Source organism: Roseateles sp. FW305-36 (assembly GCF_058787015.1).
Window position 1 is genome coordinate 24265 of record NZ_JBYSZK010000025.1, and the last position, 18661, is coordinate 42925.

General features: G+C 69.4%; 14 protein-coding genes. 7 read left to right on the plus strand and 7 right to left on the minus strand.

Features of this window, described 5'->3' with window-relative positions; all coding sequences use genetic code 11:
* Positions 1–64 precede the first annotated feature (64 nt).
* The 7 genes from AC3WOE_RS29385 to AC3WOE_RS29415 form a co-directional block, all read right to left on the minus strand.
* Positions 65–835 carry a DUF4184 family protein gene (locus AC3WOE_RS29385; protein WP_492695858.1) on the minus strand — a complete coding sequence of 257 codons (771 nt, stop codon included), beginning with the start codon at positions 833–835 and terminating at the stop codon, positions 65–67.
* 98 nt (positions 836–933) lie between these two features.
* Positions 934–1755 (minus strand): esterase/lipase family protein, encoded by an 822-nt coding sequence (locus AC3WOE_RS29390; protein ID WP_492695860.1) that lies wholly within the window; start codon positions 1753–1755, stop codon positions 934–936.
* Between the two features lie 102 nt (positions 1756–1857).
* Positions 1858–2487 carry a hypothetical protein gene (locus AC3WOE_RS29395; RefSeq protein ID WP_492695862.1) on the minus strand — a complete coding sequence of 210 codons (630 nt, stop codon included), beginning with the start codon at positions 2485–2487 and terminating at the stop codon, positions 1858–1860.
* A 6-nt stretch (positions 2488–2493) separates the two neighbouring features.
* Positions 2494–4113 carry a wax ester/triacylglycerol synthase family O-acyltransferase gene (locus AC3WOE_RS29400; RefSeq protein ID WP_492695863.1) on the minus strand — a complete coding sequence of 540 codons (1620 nt, stop codon included), beginning with the start codon at positions 4111–4113 and terminating at the stop codon, positions 2494–2496.
* Positions 4114–4207: 94 nt separating this feature from the next.
* Entirely contained in the window at positions 4208–4537 is a 330-nt protein-coding gene (locus AC3WOE_RS29405) for a PspC domain-containing protein (RefSeq protein WP_492695865.1), read from the minus strand.
* A gap of 104 nt (positions 4538–4641) precedes the next feature.
* A complete protein-coding gene (locus AC3WOE_RS29410; protein ID WP_492695867.1) occupies positions 4642–6438 on the minus strand; it encodes an ABC transporter substrate-binding protein in 1797 nt (598 codons plus the stop codon).
* A 32-nt stretch (positions 6439–6470) separates the two neighbouring features.
* A complete protein-coding gene (locus AC3WOE_RS29415; protein WP_492695868.1) occupies positions 6471–8282 on the minus strand; it encodes an ABC transporter substrate-binding protein in 1812 nt (603 codons plus the stop codon).
* Positions 8283–8434: 152 nt separating this feature from the next.
* On the opposite strand from AC3WOE_RS29415, the gene AC3WOE_RS29420 reads away from it, so the two are divergent.
* From AC3WOE_RS29420 to AC3WOE_RS29450, 7 genes are all read left to right on the plus strand, one after another.
* On the plus strand, positions 8435–9373 hold the full coding sequence (locus AC3WOE_RS29420; protein WP_492695870.1) for an ABC transporter permease: 939 nt from the start codon (positions 8435–8437) through the stop codon (positions 9371–9373).
* Entirely contained in the window at positions 9370–10458 is a 1089-nt protein-coding gene (locus AC3WOE_RS29425) for an ABC transporter permease (RefSeq protein ID WP_492695872.1), read from the plus strand. Before AC3WOE_RS29420 ends, AC3WOE_RS29425 begins: the two co-directional genes overlap by 4 nt.
* 2 nt (positions 10459–10460) lie before the next feature.
* On the plus strand, positions 10461–12155 hold the full coding sequence (locus tag AC3WOE_RS29430; RefSeq protein WP_492695874.1) for an ABC transporter ATP-binding protein: 1695 nt from the start codon (positions 10461–10463) through the stop codon (positions 12153–12155).
* 114 nt (positions 12156–12269) lie between these two features.
* Complete coding sequence (locus AC3WOE_RS29435; RefSeq protein WP_492695876.1) at positions 12270–14369, plus strand: GGDEF domain-containing protein; 2100 nt, start codon at positions 12270–12272, stop codon at positions 14367–14369.
* Positions 14366–16399 (plus strand): GGDEF domain-containing protein, encoded by a 2034-nt coding sequence (locus AC3WOE_RS29440; RefSeq protein ID WP_492695878.1) that lies wholly within the window; start codon positions 14366–14368, stop codon positions 16397–16399. The genes AC3WOE_RS29435 and AC3WOE_RS29440 overlap by 4 nt, the downstream gene beginning before the upstream one ends.
* Positions 16400–16407: 8 nt before the next feature.
* Positions 16408–17400, plus strand: a complete 993-nt coding sequence (locus AC3WOE_RS29445) for a Bug family tripartite tricarboxylate transporter substrate binding protein (RefSeq protein ID WP_492695880.1) — start codon at positions 16408–16410, stop codon at positions 17398–17400.
* Positions 17401–17568: 168 nt separating this feature from the next.
* Positions 17569–18555, plus strand: a complete 987-nt coding sequence (locus AC3WOE_RS29450) for a Bug family tripartite tricarboxylate transporter substrate binding protein (protein WP_492695882.1) — start codon at positions 17569–17571, stop codon at positions 18553–18555.
* The last annotated feature ends 106 nt before the right edge of the window (positions 18556–18661 follow it).

Sequence of the window (18661 nt, forward strand, 5' to 3'; positions counted from 1 at the left end):
GGTCGGGGTCCGGTTGAGGGCGATACCTTACCGCGAGAACGGCAGGCGGCGTTGGGCGGGGGCATCAGCCATCGCGCCGCCGGTGCCACCAGAGCAGGCTCGCGAGGATGAACAGCGTGGCGAAGCAACTGGTGCTCCAGACGACCGTGCGCACGAGGCGGTGCGAGATGTAGGCCGGCAGCGTCGCGGGTGTGAGCGCGTAGGCGGACGTGGCGCCGACCATGACCGCCACGGCCGCGCAGGCGAGCAGCAACCTGGTGCGCCGCGGGTCGCGCGCGGGCGGCGTGGCGGGGAGCCGCGCGCGTACCGAGCGCCGGTAGGCGAGGGCCAGCAGCACGACGCCCATGGCGGTGCTCAGGTGCTGCAGCAGTTGCGCGAAATTGAATTGCTGCCCCGTGGCGTCCAGCAGCGGCTCGTCCAGCTCTGGCAGCAGTTCGGTGCCCCAGAAGCCGTCGTGCGTGAACGAGTCCCACAGCAGATGCGTGGTGGCACCGAGCAGGATGGACAGCACGGCCACCGCTGCGGCTGTCCACACGGGGTGGGGCGACGGCCGCAGCTCGGCACGCACGAGGGCGCGGTGCGGCTCGGGCAGCAGCACGGTCAGTGGCGCGGCAAAGCGCAGCAGCAGCGCCAGCAGCAGCAGGCACACCGGCAGGCAGGCGATGACGACGCCCTCCGGGCTGTGGCAGAAGGCGCGCCACTTGCCGTGCATGCCGACGTAGTAACCCATGTCGGGCGCCAGGGTGCCGAGGATGAGGGCGGGCAGGGACAACCAGCGGGGGCACAGCCGCCGCAGCGGCAGGATGGCCGCGGGATGGGCGAAGGTCCAGGGCATGGGCGGCGGCGATCAGCGCTTGGCTGTCTCTCGAGGGGATGGCGGAAGTGGCTCGGGCAGGAGATGCAGCCAGTGCCAGCTTCCCACAAGGGCTGGGGCTAGGGCCGCACCGGCGTCCTGTAGAACCAGCGCCTCGCGCCCTTGGGCTCGAAGTGCTTCCACTCCCCTTCCGGCTGGGCCAGGCGGTCGGCCAGCGCGTACAGCGCGATCGGGTTCACGCCCAGGCCGATGTGGCTGGCCTGGACCTCGATGTTCTCGGCCAGCGGCGAGGGCTCGTTGACGCTGCAGCGCCAGGCCACGACGCCGTCGGTCTTGGAGTAGATGGAGGTCGTCGGCACCGGCGGCGCCTGGCGGATCTGCTCCATCAGCTCGGGATCGTTGGACGCATGGCCGCTGACCATCTCGAAGAAGCGCCAGGCATTGGTGGCGCGCGGATGGCCGGTGAAGGGCGTGCCCAGGGTGATGACGCTGCGCGTCAGCTCCGGGCATTCCTTGGCCAGCTCGCGGGCGTAGATGCCGCCCAGGCTCCAGCCCAGCAGGCTGACCTTGCGGCCGTGGCGGCGATGCAGCTCGACGAGGTCGGCCTTGGTCTGGTCCAGCACGCCGGCACGCGGCCCGAAGTTGAAGCCCTGGCCCCAGCCCTGGGTGGCGTAGCCGAGCGAGTCGAGCATGGAGCGCAGCGGCGCGGTGGTGAAGTCATGCGCTCCGAGGCCCGGGAAGACGAGAACGGGATGGCCGTCGCCGTGCGGCAGCTTCTTCATCCACGGCATGCTGGCCAGCAGGGCCGCGTACTCCCAGGGGGCGCGGCCCTCCAGCATCAGCAGCCAGGCGTTGGGCGCGCGCAGGTCGGACCAGTCGTGGTGCGGGGGGGCGGGGGGCTGGTTCCAGCGCGAGAAGCGCGGCGAGCGGATGGCGGGCATGCGATGGGAATCGGGAGCAGGCAAAGCATGGCGATGTTAGCCAGCTGTCGCCTGTTTCCGGGGCGTGCTTGCCCGGGGGGCTGGGGTGTCGCGTGGGTGACTTCAGTGCGGTTGTTCGCCGGGCTGGCGAGCGGCGCACTTCGCCGCGATGCGCGTCTGGAGCTTGACTTCGTCGAACGCTTGGCGGGCTTCATAGCCGAGGTAGCAGATGCCGCCCATTAGCAATGGCATGACCAGCAGCCCCGCCGTGCCATGCAGCTTGGCGCGCCATCCGGTCACGGCGATGGTGTCTTGCAGGAGTACGGCGTCGAGCGGCGGCGAGTAGCCGCCTCGCAGTACCCTCACAGCCTTGATGGCGGTGAAGACCGCTGCAAGCGCAAATACCGCCGGCAGGACAGGGAAGTACAGCAGCAGCGTCCAGCGAGTGGCCTCGGCAGCACTCAGGTGGTCGCACAGCAAGGGCAATCCGTTGCGCTGCACATAGGGCACGGCCAGCGCCAACACGACTCCGAGGAGGAGAGCAGGTGCTTGCCGCGACCATGCACGCCCACGCTGACCCTTGATGACGACGGCACCGGCGCTGACTGGGTAACGCGCGAGGCGCTCCTCAATCGATATCTGGCGATTCAGCTGCAGCTTGATCTTGCCGTTCGTGACACCCCACAAAACGGCGGCGCCACCCAGGAACAGCGCGCCGATTCCAATCCAGGAATCCCAGTCGAGTTCGCCCATCGGCGATCAGGCCGCCTTGGCGACGCGTCGCTTCGCCGCCGCCTTCTTCGCCACCGTCTTCTTGGTTGCGACCTTCTTGGCCGGTGTCTTCTTCGCCGCCACCTTCTTCACCACCGGCGCCGGCTCGGGTTCGACGACCTCGGCCACCGGCAGGGCCTGGAACTCCATGAAGGCGGCCTCGACATAGGCGGCGAACTCGGCCGTCTCCGGCATGGCCTCGCCGCAGGCCATCAGGCCGATGTCCAGGGACTGGTTGTAGGTCTGCACCGTCACGTTCAGGGCCAGGCCGTGCACGGCGATGGAGGTGGGGTAGTTGGTCAGCATGCGAGCGCCGGCCAGATACAGCGGCAGCTGCGGCCCGGGCACGTTGGAGATGACGACGTTGGCCACCACCGGCAGCTTCTCGGCCACCTTGGCGCGGCCGTAGAGCATGGCGCCGGCCTGCATCAGCCAGGGGATGCCCAGGCTGGGAAAGTCGGTCGGCATCAGGCTCTTGAGCTGGCTCATCTGCGCCTTCATGGCCTTGCTGGAGGCCATCACGTGCGCCAGGCGTTCGCCCGGGTCGCTCAGGTGCGTGCCCAGGCTCATGAAGGTCATGGTGGCCTGGTTGTTGGAGGTGGTGTCGCCGGCGGCGCGCGTGGACACGGGCACGGCGGCGACGAGGCTCTTGCGCGGCAGCGGACCGTGCTTGGTCAGGAAGCGCCGCAGCGCGCCGCCGATGACGAAGAGGACGGCGTCATTGACGCTGGCCTGGTGGCGCTTGCGGGTGCGGTTGAGTTCGGCCAGCGACAGGGTCACACCGGAGAAGGAGCGCGTGTCCGACAGGCTGACGTTGAAGCGCGTCCGCGGCGCCGGGCCCAGGCTGGAGACGGCTTTCTTGCCGCGCACGACCGCCGTGGTCTGGGCGGCCACGTCGGACAGCAGGTGGCGCAGCTTGTCGATGGAGGCGCCGGCCGCCGCGCCGCCGGCATAGCCCATGGCCATGTTGCCGAGGATGTTGGCCGCGCTGGGCAGGGAGCGGGCCAGCTTGACGGTCTGCTTCCACTGCTGGGAGACGGCGGCGCGCAGCATGCCGACGGTGCCGAGCTGGCCGCGCTTCTTGCCGCGCGCGGCGATGGCGTCGAGGGCCCGGGGCTCGGGGCTGAGGTCGAGGATGACCTGGGCCAGCGCGACGGCGGCCTGGCCGTCCACCGCGGCGTGGTGGAGCTGGGTGTAGAGGGCGACGTGCTGCTGGCCTTCGGGGCCGGGTTCCAGGCCGGTGAAGACATGGAATTTCCACAGCGGGCGGCTGCGGTCCAGCAGCACGGGATGCAGGGCGCCGACCTGGGCCTCCAGTTCGGCCATGCCGCTGCCCTCGGGCAGGGCGATCTCGACGATGTGCTCCTCGAGGTCGGGTTCGGCGTCCACCCAGCCGGGGTTGGACAGGCCCAGCGGCATGGCGACGAGGCGGCGGCGCAGGGCCGGCAGCAGCGGCATGCGGGCCCGCATGTGCTCGCGCAGGTCCTCGATGTAGTCGCCGTCGTAGCCGGCGGGCAGCTCCAGCAGGTGCAGGGCGCCGACGTGCATCGGCATCTGCGGCGTTTCCAGGTAGAGGAAGCTGGCGTCGAGGCCGGCGAGCTGTTTCATCGGGGCGTCTCCTGGGCGGCTGTTTCAGCCCAGCATACCCGCGCTCCCGGCCCCCGGCGTCTCGGGGGCGACCCTTCCCGGGCCGCCCGCCGCGTCACTCTTCAGGAACGAAGATCCACAGCAGGATGTAGAGGAACACGCCGGTGCCGAAGGCCAGGAAGAGCATCACGAAGATCAGGCGCCAGATCCACGAATCCAGCCCGGTCACGCGGGCGATGCCGCCGCAGACGCCGCCCAGCCAGCGGTCGATGCGGGCCCGGCGCAGGCTGTTGACGGCGCCGATGTTGGGGCTCTGCGCGCTGCCGGCAGCGGAGCTCGTCTGGCCGCCCAGCACGCGGGCCTTGGCCTTGGCGAATTCCTCGTCGTTGAGCGCCCCGCGAGCATGCAGGTCGGCCAGCTTGTTGAGTTCTTCTGCGTCGTTCATCCGGGGCTCCTTTCGGTGTTGATGAGACGAAGCCTAGCGGTCCTGTGCGTGCAGGCCACGGGCTTGCGACAGTCGGTCGAATCGGTGGGACGCGGCCGCGGAAATCAATGGACAGGCTGCTTGCCCGGATCGATGTCGATGAACTGCCAGAAGTCCTGCCAGAACAGCGGCCGGTAGTAGCCGGTCATGGCCGGCTGCTCGATGTCGGTCACGACGCGGTGCACGCCGACCTTCCAGGGCAGGTAGGCCACGGCGATGCGCTTGGCCTCCTTGAACAGCGCCTCGCGCTCGGGGCCGTCGGGCATGCCCTGCATGCGGTCGTACAGCGCATCGAAGCGGGCGTCCTTGAAGCGTGGCAGGTTCTGCGTGCCCGAGGCGGGGCCGTAGAGGCGCTGCAGGGCTTCCTGGCCGTCGGACGATGCCGCCGAGGAATTCACCGGCCACATCTGGTAGTTGCCGGCCTGTGCGGCCTTGAGGTTCTCGGGCCACTGCGCCACCTTGGTCTGCATGCGGATGCCGATGGCGCGCAGGGCCTTCTCCCACAACTCGTCCAGCGCCCGGCTCAGCGAATCGGACTGCGTGTTGCGCGTCAGTAGCAGGGGCCGGCCGTCGGGCAGGTCGCGCCAGCCGTCGCCGTCCTTGTCGACGTAGCCGTACATGTCCAGCAACGCGCGGGCGCGGGCCGGGTCGTAGTCGCTCATCTCGCTCTTGAACGCCGGGTCGTAGCCGCTGGTGTTGGGCACGATGGGCGCTTGCGCAGGAACGCCCTGGCCGCGGCGGGCGATGCGGATCTCCTTGTCTACGTCATAGGCCAGGGACAGGGCGCGGCGCAGCGCGACCTTGTCCGGCGTGAGCCCGCCGACGACCGGGTCTTCGAGATTGAAGCTGACCAGCGACATGTCGGATGCGAGCGTGAAGACGGCATGCATGCCGCGCTTGGCGAGTCCCGGTGCCAGCTTTCCGCCCGGCGCGGCCTGGGTGATGAAGGCTTCAGGCACGCGCTCGATGAAGTCGTGCTCGCCGTTCAGGAAGGCCAGCCAGCGCGGTTGGTCGGCCTCGATGATGTCGACGACGACGCGGTCGATGATCGGGATGCGGCGGCCCTTGAACTTCGCATAGATGGCCTGGGCCTCATGATCGTCGGCCGCGGGCTGGGCCTCGTAGTGGCGCTCGCGGTAGATCGGGTTGCGCTCGAGCACGATCTGCGAGCTGCGGCGCCATTCCTTCAGCACGAAGGGGCCGGTGCCGACCGGGTGTTCCATGATCTTGTCGCCATAGAACTCGACGACCTCGCGGGCGACGGCGCCGTAGAGGTCGTTGCCGGCAAAGATGGCTTCGACGAGGCGGGGGCGCGGGCCGCGGGTCTTGATCTGCAGCGTGTAGCGGTCCAGGGCCTTCAGGCCTTCGATCTCGGCGTCGTAGGGGAAGGGCTTCCTGGACTTGATGATCTGCTCGCGCAGCTCGTCCAGGCCGACGATGGCCTGGTCCTCGTAGTTGACCCAGCCCTGGGCGTTGTTGGCCGGGTCGGCGAAGCGCTTGATGCTGTAGACGAAATCGGGCGCGGTGACTTCGCGCTTCCTGCCCTTGAAGGCCGGGTCGTCGGCGAAGTAGATGCCCGGCTGGATCTTGAACTTGAAGATCCTGAAGTCGGCGCTGATCTCCGGCTCGCCGGCGGCGATCAGGGGCATCAACCGCGTCGGTCGGGCCAGCGGGTCGAAGGCGTAGAGGGTTTCGAAGATGTGGGCCGTGACGGTGCGCGAATAGATGTCGGAGATGCGCGGCGGGTCGAAGCCGGTCTCGGCCGCCTTGAAGGCGTAGTGCAGCGTCTTCACCGGCTCGGTCGCATGGACCGGGGTGGCTAGTGACAGGCCGAGGGCGAGCGCGGCGAGCAGGTGTTTCATCACGGCGGGGCTTTGCTGGGCGTTGTTTGGCTTCACCTGGCTTTGGGCAGCGCGGCGGTGTCGACGTCGACGTACTTCCAGAAGTCGCGCACGAAGAGGTTGCGGCTGTAGCCCTTGACCCAGGGCTGGGCCATGTCGGTCCAGATGCGGTGGACGTGGAATTTGTAGGGCGCGTAGGCCACCATCAGGCGCTGGGCCTCCTGCATGAGCGCAGCGCGCTCGGGGCCGTCGGGCATGGCCTTCTGGCGCTCGTACAGGGCCTCGAAGGCCGGCAGGTCGAAGCGGGCCTTGTTGGCATTGCCCTTGGCCTTGCTGGAGCCCAGGGCGAGGAAGGTGTCGCCGTCGGGCGTCGTGCTCACCCAGCCCACGCCCCACATCTGCAGCTTGCCGGCGTTGGAGGCCTTGAGCTGCTCGGGCCATTTGGCGATCTTGAAGATCATGCGCACGCCCAGGGCGTCCATGTTCTTCTGCCATTGCTCGGCAAGCTGGCGGAAGCTGGTGTCGGGCGAGGTGGCGTACTCCAGCACCAGCGGCTTGCCGTCGGGCAGGTCGCGCCAGCCGTCGCCGTCCTTGTCGGTGTAGCCGTAGAGGTCGAGCAGGGCCTTGGCCTTGGCCAGGTCGAACTCGCTCATCTCGGTCTTCAGCGCCGGGTCCCCGCCGAAGGCCAGGGGCGGGATGCCGTTCTGGCTCTTGACGGCCTGGCCGCGGCGCACGAGCCGGATTTCCTTGTCCAGGTCCACCGCCAGGTTGATGGCGCGGCGCAGCGCGATCTTGTCGGGCGTGTAGCCACCGACAATCGGGTCTTCCATGTTGAAGTAGGACACCGAGACGTCGGCGCGCGGATAGCGCGTCATGCCTATGCCCTGCTTGACGAGGTTGGGTGCCAGGTGGTTGTTGGGCATCGCGATGCTGGCGAACTCGGCCGGCACTTCCTCGATGACGTCGAACTCGCCGCGCAGGAAGGACAGCCAGCGCGGCTGGGCCTCCTCGATGATCTCGATGACGACGCGGTCCACCATCGGCAGCTTGCGGCCCTGCAGGGCCGCAGCCTCGGCCTTGACGCGCGGATCGGCCTCGGGTGGCACCGTCTCGGCGTAGCGCTTGTCGCGGAAGTTGGGGTTCTTCTCGAGCACGATCCTGGAGCTGCGCCGCCATTCGGCCAGCCGGAACGCGTTGGTGCCGACCGGGTGCTCCATGATCTTGTCGCCGTAGAACTCGACCACCTCGCGGGCCACGGCGCCGAAGGCACCCGCATCGCTGAGCTGGTAGATGAAGCGCGGGTCCGGGACGCCGAGCTTGATCTGGAAGGTGTACTTGTCCAGCACCTTCAGGCCTTCGACCTCGCGGTCGTAGTCGAAGGGCTTCTTGGCCTTCATCAGCTCACGGCGCAGCTCCGACAGGCCGAGGATCTTGGCGTTCTCCAGCAGGTAGAGGTTGCCGCTCTTGAGCTTGGGGTCGTAGTGGCGCTTGAGGGAATAGACGTAGTCGGCCGCCACCAGTTCGCGCTTGGCGCCCTTGAAGGCCGCGTCGTCGGAAAAATAGATGCCGGGCTGGACCCGCATCGTGATGGTCTTGAAGTCGGCGCTGATTTCCGGCATCTCGGCCAGCGTGGCCGGGCGCAGCTTGAAGGGGCGGGCGCCGAAGTCGTATTCCAGCGGCGCGTCGAGGATGCCGGCGACGACGGCCTTGGAGTAGGTGTCGGTGATCTGGACCGGGTCGAAGCCGGTCTCGGCGCTGCGGAAGGCGTAGCGCAGCACCTTCTCGGGCGCCGGCCCTCCCTGGGCCAGGGCGGGGGGCAGGGTGCAGGCCAGCAGCAGGGCGGTCAGCAGGGAGGAGGCTTTCATCGCGGGCGCGCTCGGACGTCGGGAAAGTCGCGGAGTCTAGTGAAACCGTCAGGCCAAACTGCAAGTCAGCTCGCATAGACTCCGCCCCGTTTTCCCGTGTAACCCCGCGTCCCCGGCGGGGTTTGTGGTTTTAGGAGCCCCTGGAGTCCTCGATGGCGGCCTATCTCGTCCGACGCCTGTGGCAGATGATCCCGACCTTGCTCGGCGTCGTGCTGCTGGTGTTCTTCCTGTTCAAGTACTTCGGCAGCGACCCCGCCGTCATCCTCGGCGGCCTCAATGCCAGCCAGGAGCAGATCGATTCCATCCGCGAACAGCTCGGCCTGAACAAGCCGGTCTGGGAGCAGCTGTGGATCTTCATCAAGCAGATCGTCACCTTCGACTGGGGCAAGAGCTGGGCGACCAACGAGTCGGTCGCCAACCTCTTCGCGACGCGCCTGCCGGCCACGCTGACGGTCACCGTGCCCATCCTGGTGCTGGAAGTGCTGCTGGCCATTCCCTTCGCGATGGCTGTCGCCGCCGTGCGCGGCAGCCTGACCGATCGCGCCGTGATGGTCTGCACGACGGTGGCCGTGTCCATCTCGCTGCTGGTCTACGTCATCCTGGCGCAATACCTGTTCGCCTTCCGCCTGGGCTGGTTCCCGGTGCAGGGCTGGACGGGCAATCACTGGACCAACCTGACCACCTATGCGCCGCTGCCGGTGCTGGTGGCGGTGGCGGTGTCGCTGGCGCCGCAGATCCGCCTCTACCGCAGCTTCTTTCTCGACGAGATCGGCCACGACTACGTGCGCACGGCCCGCGCCAAGGGCCTGACCGAGCGCACCGTGCTGCTCAAGCACGTGCTGCGCAACGCCATGATCCCCATCCTCACCAATGTGTCGGTGCTGGTGCCCGGCGTGCTGGTGGGCAGCTTCCTCATCGAGGTGTTCTTCTCCATCCCCGGCCTCGGCCGTGAGCTGCTGCTGGCCGTCAACCGCGGCGACTATCCGGTCATCCAGGCCTTCGCCATCTACCTGGCCGCGCTGACGATGACGGTCAACCTGGTGGTGGACCTGCTCTACAAGCTGGTCGACCCGCGCGTGGTGCTGAAATGAGTGCGGTCCTGACCACCTCCCCGTCGCCAGCCGCTTCCGGCGGCGTGCTCGCCGCGTCCTGGCGGCGCCTTCGCGCCGACCGCGTCGGCATGACCAGCATGGTCATCGTCGGCCTCTTCCTGGTGCTGGTGCTGCTGGCGGCGACCAACCTCGTCGCTTCGGGCTGGCAGAAGGAAGTCGGCGTGCCCAACGCGCCGCCAACCCTGGTCGGTCCGCAGCCCGCGGAAGACACCGGCACCATCGCCACGCCCAAGGGCCCCAATGTGGACCTGTCGGACATCGATCCGCTGGCGCCGCGTTATGCCGAATGGGCCGAGCGCGCCAAGCAGTTCAAGACCGAGGACATCGCCCGGGCCGAGACCCTGCCGCTGGGCGGCGACCGCCTCGGCCGCGACGTGCTGGCCAAGGTCATCAAGGGGGCCCAGGTGTCCATCATGGTGGGCCTGCTCGGCGCCGTGGTGGCCACCCTCATCGGCACCGTGCTGGGGGCGCTGTCGGGCTTCTTCGGCGGCAAGGTGGGCGACCTGCTGGAGTGGGTCTACAACGTCTTCACCGCCATCCCCTACATCGTGCTGCTGTTCTCCTTCGCGGCGGTGGCCCAGCACATGGACCTGGGCGGCCTGGACGCGGCCATCGGCCGTTCCACCCGCCAGGTGCTGATGGTGGCCATGATCCTGGCCCTGACCGGCTGGACCGGCATCTATCGCCTGATCCGTGCCGAGTTCATCAAGCACCGCGTGCGCGAATACGTGCGCTCGGCCGAGGCCATCGGCGCCTCGCAGTGGTCGCGCATGTTCAAGCACATCCTGCCCAATGTGTCCCACGTGGCCCTGGTGCAGCTGTCGCTGCATGTGGTCAGCTTCATCAAGAGCGAGGTCATCCTGAGCTATCTTGGCCTGGGCGTCGGCGTCGACCAGGTCAGCTGGGGCACCATGCTCAGCGAGGCCCAGGGCGAGCTCATCCTGGGCTACTGGTGGCAACTGGCCGCCGTGACCGTCTTCATGGCCGTCTTCGTCACCGCCTTCGCGCTCTTCACCGACGCGCTGCGCGATGCGCTGGACCCGAAACTGCGAGGGCTGGAGTGACCATGCTGCTCAGCATCCAAGACCTCAAGGTCGCCTTCCGCATGGGCAAGGTCGGCGGCGTCATGCAGCGCCAGCTGGCCGTCAAGGGCATCAGCTTCGACGTGCCCGAGAACAGCACCGTCGCCCTGGTCGGCGAGTCGGGCTCGGGCAAGAGCGTGACGGCCATGTCCATCCTCAACCTGCTGCCCAGCAATGCCGAGCGCTCGGGGGCCATCCTGTTCCAGGGGCGCGACCTGCTGCAGACGGGATTGCGCGAACTGCAGGCCATCCGCGGCAAGGAGATCGCCTGCGTCTTCCAGGACCCGATGAGCTCGCTGAACCCGGTCTTCAACGTGGCCACGCAGATCTGCGAGCCGCTGATGAAGCACATGGGCATGAGCCGCCGCCAGGCCCTGGTGCGCGCCGAGGAACTGCTGCACGAGGTCGGCATCCCCGAGCCGAAGCGGCGCCTGGCGGCCTATCCGCACGAGATGTCGGGTGGCCAGCAGCAGCGCGTCATGATCGCCGTGGCCCTGGCCTGCTCACCCAAGCTCCTCATCGCCGACGAGCCGACGACGGCCCTGGACGTGACCATCCAGCGCCAGGTCATGGAGCTGATGGCGCGGCTCAAGGAGTCGCACAAGATGAGCCTGCTCTTCATCTCCCACGACCTCGGCGTCGTCGGCGAGATCTCGGACCAGGTCGTCGTCATGCGCCACGGCCAGGTGCGCGAGAAGGCAGCGGTGGCGCAGATCTTCAACGACCCGCAGGACGCCTACACCAAGGCCCTGCTGGCCTGCCGGCCCTCGCTGACCGAGAACCCGGCGCGGCTGATGGTCATCGACGATCACATCGCCGGGCGCGCCGCTGGCAATGACGCCGTGGTGAAGGACGACAGCGCTCCCGTGCTGCTGGAAGTGACCGGCCTGCAGAAGAGCTTCTGGCTCAAGCAGGGCCTGTTCGGCAAGCGCGAGTTCAAGGCCGTCAAGGGTGTCAGCTTCAAGCTGCGCAAGGGCCACACCCTGGGCGTGGTCGGCGAGTCCGGCTCGGGCAAGACGACCATGGGCCTGACCCTGCTGCGCCTGCACGAACCCACCGGGGGCCAGGTGCTGTTCGAGGGCCGGGACCTGCTGAAGATGAGCGGCGCCGACTGGCAGCAGATGCGCCGCCGCATCCAGGTCGTGTTCCAGAACCCCTATGCCTCGCTGAACCCGCGCTTCACCATCGCCCAGACCCTGCGCGAGCCGATGGAGATCCACGGCATCGGCAAAGACACGGCCGAGCGCGAGGCGCGTGCCGTGGCCCTGCTGCAGCGCGTGGGCCTGGACGAGACCGCGATGGCCAAGTACCCGCACGAGTTCAGCGGCGGCCAGCGCCAGCGCATCGCCATCGCGCGCTGCCTGACACTGCAGCCCGAGGTGCTGGTGCTGGACGAGGCGGTGTCGGCCCTGGACGTGTCGGTGCAGGCCCAGGTGCTGAATCTGCTGAAGGACCTGCAGGACGAATTCGGCCTCAGCTACATCTTCATCAGCCACGACCTCGCGGTCGTCAAATTCATCTCGGACGAGGTGCTGGTCATGCAGAACGGGGATGTTGTCGAACAGGCCGCAACGCCAGAGCTCATCCGGGCGCCGCGTGAGGAATACACGCGCCGCCTGCTCGGCGCCGTGCCGCGCGGCTACCAGGGCCCGGGCGTCCGGCCCGCCTGGCCCGGGTGATTCTTACGGTTGCGTGCAATTTCAACGGTCTCGTGCGTGGTTACCACGACAGCCGTGCCGAACCGCGCTGAAATCAGAGGCGCGGCGCGGCATGCCCCGCCTCTTAGCGTTTCGATGCATCGACCACTGGCTTCACTCCCCACGCTGTGCGCGGCGCTGGCCGCGGCGGCACTGCTGTGCGCCTGCTCGCCGGGCGATGGCCCCCGTGCGCCGTCGGCGGCCGAGTCGACCGTGCGCGACGAGGGCCTGGCCCGCGACCTCGAGCGCATCGAGCGCGCCGCGCGCGCCAGGCCGGCGGCCCTGGAGCTGGAACTGCGGGCCCGCGGCGAAAAACTGTCGCCCGGCAGTGCGGCCGAGCTCGAGGTGCTGGCCCTGCGCGGCCTGCTTGCCGCCTACGCGCGCGACCGTTCCGTGACCGACCAGGTCGGCCAGCGCCTGCGCGACTGGCCGGCCGGCGAACTGCGTGCCGCGGCCACCGTGGCGGCCGCCAGCGTCAGCGCCGAGTACCTGCGCTCCCACGGCGACCTGCGCGAAGCGCGCAAGCTGCTGCTGGCCGTGGACGCCGCCCAGCTCAATGCCGCCGCGCCCCTGTTCCGCTGGCGCTACCACTACCAGCTCGAGGCGATCGCCAGCGACTCCGGCGAGCTCGACCTGTCCTTGAACCAGGGCCATTCGGCGCTGCGCCTGGCCGAGCAGATGGGCCAGCCCTGGCGCGTCGCCCTGACCCTCGTCGACCTGGCCTTCACCTCCAGCCGCGCCGACACGCCGGCGCGTGCCCGCCAGCTCATCGGCCAGGCCCTGACCGAGGCCCAGAAGGACCCCGACCCGATGACGCTGAACCGGGTCTACACGATGCGCGGCATCGTCTATGCCGACGACAGCGACTCCAGCATCACCCTGCAGGCCAACTCCGACGCGCTGGAGCAGGCCACCCGGGCCGGCGCCGACTCGGTGCGCGCCCTGGGCCTGGCCAATTTCGCCGACTACCACCTGCGCCAGGGCCATCCGGCGCGCGCGCTGGAACTCGCCGAGCAGGCCCTGCCGCTGGCGCGCGACACCCGCAACATCAGCGCCGAGAGCGTGGCGCGCTCCAACATCGGTCTGGCCAAGATCGCCATGGGCCGCGTTGCCGAGGGCCGCGACGACGTGCGCGCCGGCATCACGCTGGACGAGCAGCAGGGCGCCCTGGCCTATGCCTCGGCCGGCTGGCAGGAGCTGGCGGGTTATCTGGAGAAGGCTGGCGACCTGGCCGGCGCCATCGCCGCCTACCGCGAGCACCGCCGCATGGACGAGCGCGTGCTGCGCGACGAGACCCGCAAGCTGCTGCTGGAGGCCCAGGAGCGTCAGGACGCCGAGCAGCGCGCCCGCGACATCGAGCTGCTCAACCGCGACAATGCCCTCAAGGCCGAGCAGGTCCACCAGCGCAACCTGGCGCTGACGCTGTGGTCGGCCATGGGCGGCTGCGTCCTCGTGTCGCTGGGCCTGCTCTACCAGGCCTTCCGCCGTGTGCGCCGCACCAACGAGGCCCTGGCCCACAGCAACGCCTCGCTGAAGCGCCAGAGCGAGACCGACCCGCTAACCGGCCTGGCCAACCGCCGCCACTTCCAGGCCGCCATCAAGAGCCTGGCCAGCGGCGGCGGCCTCGCCGCCAGCGTCTTCCTCATCGACATCGACCACTTCAAGCGCATCAACGACGGCTTCGGCCATGCGGCCGGCGATGCCGTTCTCATCGAGATCGCCGGCCGGCTGCGCCAGGCGGTGCGTGACGACGATCTCATCGTGCGCTGGGGCGGCGAGGAATTCCTCATCGTCGCGCGCAGCCGCGAGGGCATGTTCGCGCCCCAGCTGGCCCAGCGCCTGCTCGACCTCGTCGGCGGCAAGCCCGTCGTCTACGAAGGGCGCGAGGTGCCCGTGACGGCTTCCATCGGCTTCGTCAGCCTGCCGGTGCCGCCGCATGGCCTGCGCCTGTCGTGGGAGCGCGCCATCGACCTGGTCGACACCGTCATGTATCTCGCCAAGGCCCATGGCCGCAACAAGGCCTATGGCGTCGAACGCATCCATGCCGAGGACGCCCTGGCCGCGGCCCAGTTGACGGCCCGGCTGGAGGCCGCCTGGGCGGAGGGTCAGGTCGGCCTGCAGGCCTTGAGCGGCCCGGTTCGCCCGGCCGACAGCAGCTTCCACCCCGACACGGCCAGCCGGCCGGCCAACGCATGAGCCGCCGCACGGCCGCCCTGCTGCTGTCGCTGGCCTTCGGCATGGCCGGGGCCGCGCCCGTCGTCGCGCCCGACCCGGTGGCCGAGGACACCCTGCTGGCCAACATCACCCGGCGTGCCTTTGATGCGCCCGAGGCCATGCTGGCCGAACTGCAGCAGCGCTGGCCCACCCACGCCGAGCCCGGCCAGCCGCGCGAGGCGCCATGGCTGATGGCGCGCGGCCGCGTGCTGCTGGCCGCCGGCCGCGCCGAGGCCGCCGATGCCGTCGCCGTGCAGCTGATGGCGCGTGAAGACGGTGTCGACCGCAGCTGGCTGCTGCGCGCGCTGGCGCAGGAGCGCACCGGCAAGTCCGCCTCGACCCTGGCCAGCCGCGCTCTGTCGGGCTTGGACAAGCACTGCCCGGCCGGCGATGAGGTGCGCGCCGTGCGCGAGCTGGGCTGCGACTTCCGCAGCGCCTGGGAGGCCTTGCGCATCCTGCAGCGCGAGCAGTACGCCCAGGGCGCCTTTGCGCTCTCCGAGGCCAGCATCCGGCGCGCGCTGGCTTTGGTCAAGGCCGGCGAGGACAAGCATCTGGTCGCCCTCACCCACGGCATGCTCGCCGTGTCCCTGCAGGCTCAGGACCGGCTGGACGCCGCGCGCGCGGAGCTGCGCACGGCCGCCACGGAAGCCGCGGGCGACCTCGTCGCGGGCGCGCGGGTGCGCAACTCCGAAGCCGCCGTCGAGCGCCGGGCCAAGGACATGCCGGCCTCGCGCAGCGCCGTCGAGGCCGCCCTGCTGCTGGCCGAGCAGGCCGACGCGCCGCATCTGGCGGCGCAGCTGCGCTCCAACCTCGTCGATTCGTATATGCACCTGGGCCTGGCGAAGGAGGCCATCGCGGCCGCCCAGCGCGCCCTGCCGGTGCTGCAGCGTTTCGGTGACCGCTTCTATGAGCGCAGCACGCACCACAACCTGGCTGTCGCCCACATCAAGCTGCGCCAGTTCGACCAGGCCCGCATGGAGCTTGCCAAGGTGGGCGAGTTTGGCACCGATCCGGCCGACCTCGTCTATCGTGCCCGCGAGCTGCGCGAGCTGGCCGAGACCTGGGCCGAGGCCGGCCAGTACAAGGAGGCCCTGGCCGCCCTGCATGCGGAGCGCGACCTCAACACCCGCGCCAACGAACGCAATCGCGCTGCCGCGCTGGAAGAGCTGGGTCGCAAATACGACAGCGCCGCCAAGCAGCGCGACCTCGACCTGCTGGCCCGCGATGGCCAGCTCAAGGACCAGCAGATCGCCAACCAGCAGCTCGCGCAGCAGGTGGGCTTTGCCGTCGGCGCGCTGCTGCTGCTGTCGGTGGCCCTGATCGGCGTGACCCTGGTGCGCATGCGCCGTGCCCAGGCCCGCCTGACGGCCAACCAGAGCCTGCTGCGCGCCCAGAGCGAGCGCGATCCGCTGACCGACCTCTCCAACCGCCGCCACTTCCTGGCCGTCATGGACCAGGGGGCCCGCGAGGCCAAGGGCGGAGGCTTCGTCGGCGCGCTGATGATGATCGACATCGATCACTTCAAGAACGTCAACGACTGGCACGGCCATGCCGCCGGCGACGCCGTCATCGTCGAGGTGGCGCGCCGCATCAAGGCCGCGGTGCGCGACACCGATCTCGTCGTGCGCTGGGGCGGCGAGGAGTTCCTCGTCTTCGCGCCCGAACTGCCCGGCGACGACCTCGCGCTGATGGCCGAGCGCATCCTGCGCTCCATCGGCGGCCAGCCGGTCGAGACGCCCGAGGGCCCGCTGCGCGTCACGGCGTCGATGGGCTTTGCCAGCTTCCCGCTGGGCGGCGCGGCCGGTGCCGGCCTGCGTCTGCATTGGGAGCAGGCCGTCAACTGGGCCGACATGGTGCTCTACAAGGCCAAGGCCGAGGGCCGCAATCGCGGCGTCGGCATCAGCGCCGTCGAGGCGCCCGACAACCACTCGATGGCCGCCGTGCTGCAGGACTTCGACGCCGCCTGCATGAATGGCCAGGTCAGGCTCAGGCAGTTGCCGGGCCCCGCATGAGGTTGTCGATGCAGCGCCGCCACCTGATGTTGTGGCTGGCCTCCTCGGCGGCGCCGGCCGTCCACTCCCAACCCAACGGGCCGTGGCCGACGCGGCCGCTGCGCATCGTCGTGCCCTATCCGGCCGGCGGTGCGTCCGACGTCGCCGCCCGCCTGCTTGCTCCCGAGCTGCAACGCAGCCTGGGTCAACCGGTGACGATCGAAGTCAGGCCGGGCGCCGACGGCAATATCGGCACGGCCGAGGTTGCCGGCGCGAGCGACGGCCACACCCTGCTGATGGGCAGCGTCGGCACCCATGTCATCAACCCGCTGCTGTCGCGGCGCCTGCCCTACGACGCCATCAAGGACTTCGCCCCGGTCTCCCTCGTCGCCACCGTGCCGCTGGTGCTGGTGATGAATCCGGCCGTGGCCCAGAGCCTGGGCGTGCGCCGCCTGACCGATCTCGTCCATGCGGCCACGGCCCAGCCCGGTCGCCTGCACATCGCCTCCGGCGGCAACGGCAACCCTTCGCACCTGGCCGGCGAGCTGTTCAAGCGCCTGACCCAGACTTATATGCTGCACTTTCCCTATCGCAGCACGGTCTCGGCCCAGCAGGACGTCGTTGCCGGCAACATGGACCTGATGTTCGACACCCTGCCCTCGGCCCTGCCCCAGATCAGGTCCGGCAAGCTGCTGGCGCTGGCGGTGACGAGTGCCCGGCGCAGCCCCAGCCTGCCGGAGCTGCCCACCGTCGAGGAGGCCGGCGGGCCGGTCTTGAAGGGCTACGAGGCCAGTGCCTGGATCGGCCTGTTCGCACCCAGCAGCCAGCCGGCCGACCAGCTCGCGCGCCTGCAGCGCGACAGCGTCACGGCGCTCGCGAGCTCGACGGTGCGCGAGCGCCTGACCAGCCGTGGCATGCTCGTGCAAGGCAGCGGCGGCCCCGAGTTTGCCGCGCTGATTGCCGCCGAGACGGCCAAGTGGGCGCGCGTCGTCCAACTCTCGGGTGTCAAAGTCGACAGATAGAGTGAGCCCCTCGCCCAGTCTTGCCCGCTAAACGCGGCAATCCTGGTCGGTCCCCCGCGGGGACGACGATGCACGCGGCATTGAGCCGCATGCACATCGCCAACGCGGGCCGGCTAGGGAGCGGCCCGGCGCTCGGCCCGAATACGAACAACTGCGATGGAGACTGCCATGAAGTTGAACCGCCGCCAGGTCACCGCCTTGGCCGGCAGCGTCGCGCTGCCCGCCTTCGCGCAAGCCTCATGGCCCAGCAAGCCCATCCGCCTCGTCGTGCCCTTCACGCCCGGCGGCACCACCGACCTGCTGGCGCGCGCGATGGCGCCCGAGCTGCAGCAGCGCCTGGGCCAGGCCGTCGTCGTCGACAACAAGGCCGGCGCGGGCGGCAACATCGGCTCGGCCGAAGTCGCCAAGGCCACCGACGGCCACACGCTGCTGATGGGCACCGTCGGCACGCATGCCATCAACAGCGCGCTGTATCCCAAGCTGCCCTATGACCCGGTGAAGGATTTCGCGCCCATCACGCTGGTGGCGGCCGTGCCCAATGTGCTGGTGCTGAACCCGGCCAATGCCGAACGCCTTGGCATCAAGACGGTGGCCGATCTGATCCGTGTCGCCCGCGCCAACCCCGGCAAGCTCAACATGGCGTCCAGCGGCAACGGCACGTCCATCCACCTGGCCGGCGAGCTGTTCAAGAGCATGACGGGCAGCTACATGCTGCACTTCCCCTACCGCGGCTCGGGCCCGGCCCTGCTGGACCTGATCGCCGGCAATATGGACCTGATGTTCGACAACCTGCCCTCGGCCCTGCCGCAGATCAGGGCCGGCAAGCTGCTGGCCATCGCAGTCACCAGCGCCCAGCGCAGCCCCGCCGTGCCCGACCTGCCGACGGTGGCCGAGGCCGGTGGCGCGGTGCTGAAGGGCTATGAGGCCAGCTCCTGGTTCGGCCTGCTGGCGCCCGTGCATCAGCCGGCCGACCAGGTCGCCCGCCTGCAGCGCGAAGCGGCGGCGGCGCTGAACACGCCGGCCCTGCGCGAGCGGCTGGCGGGACAGGGGGCGGTGGCCGGTGGCGGCACGTCGGCGGAGTTCGCGGCGCTGATCGCCGCAGAAACTGCCAAGTGGGCCAAGGTCGTGAAGGCATCGGGCGCGAAAGTCGATTAAATGGAGCCCCTCGTCCAAGGCATACCTTGGCCGGTCCCCCGAGCAACTGTGTTCGGTGTCAAGCCTCTGATGGAGACTGCAGATGCTTGACGGCATTCCAGGTCGC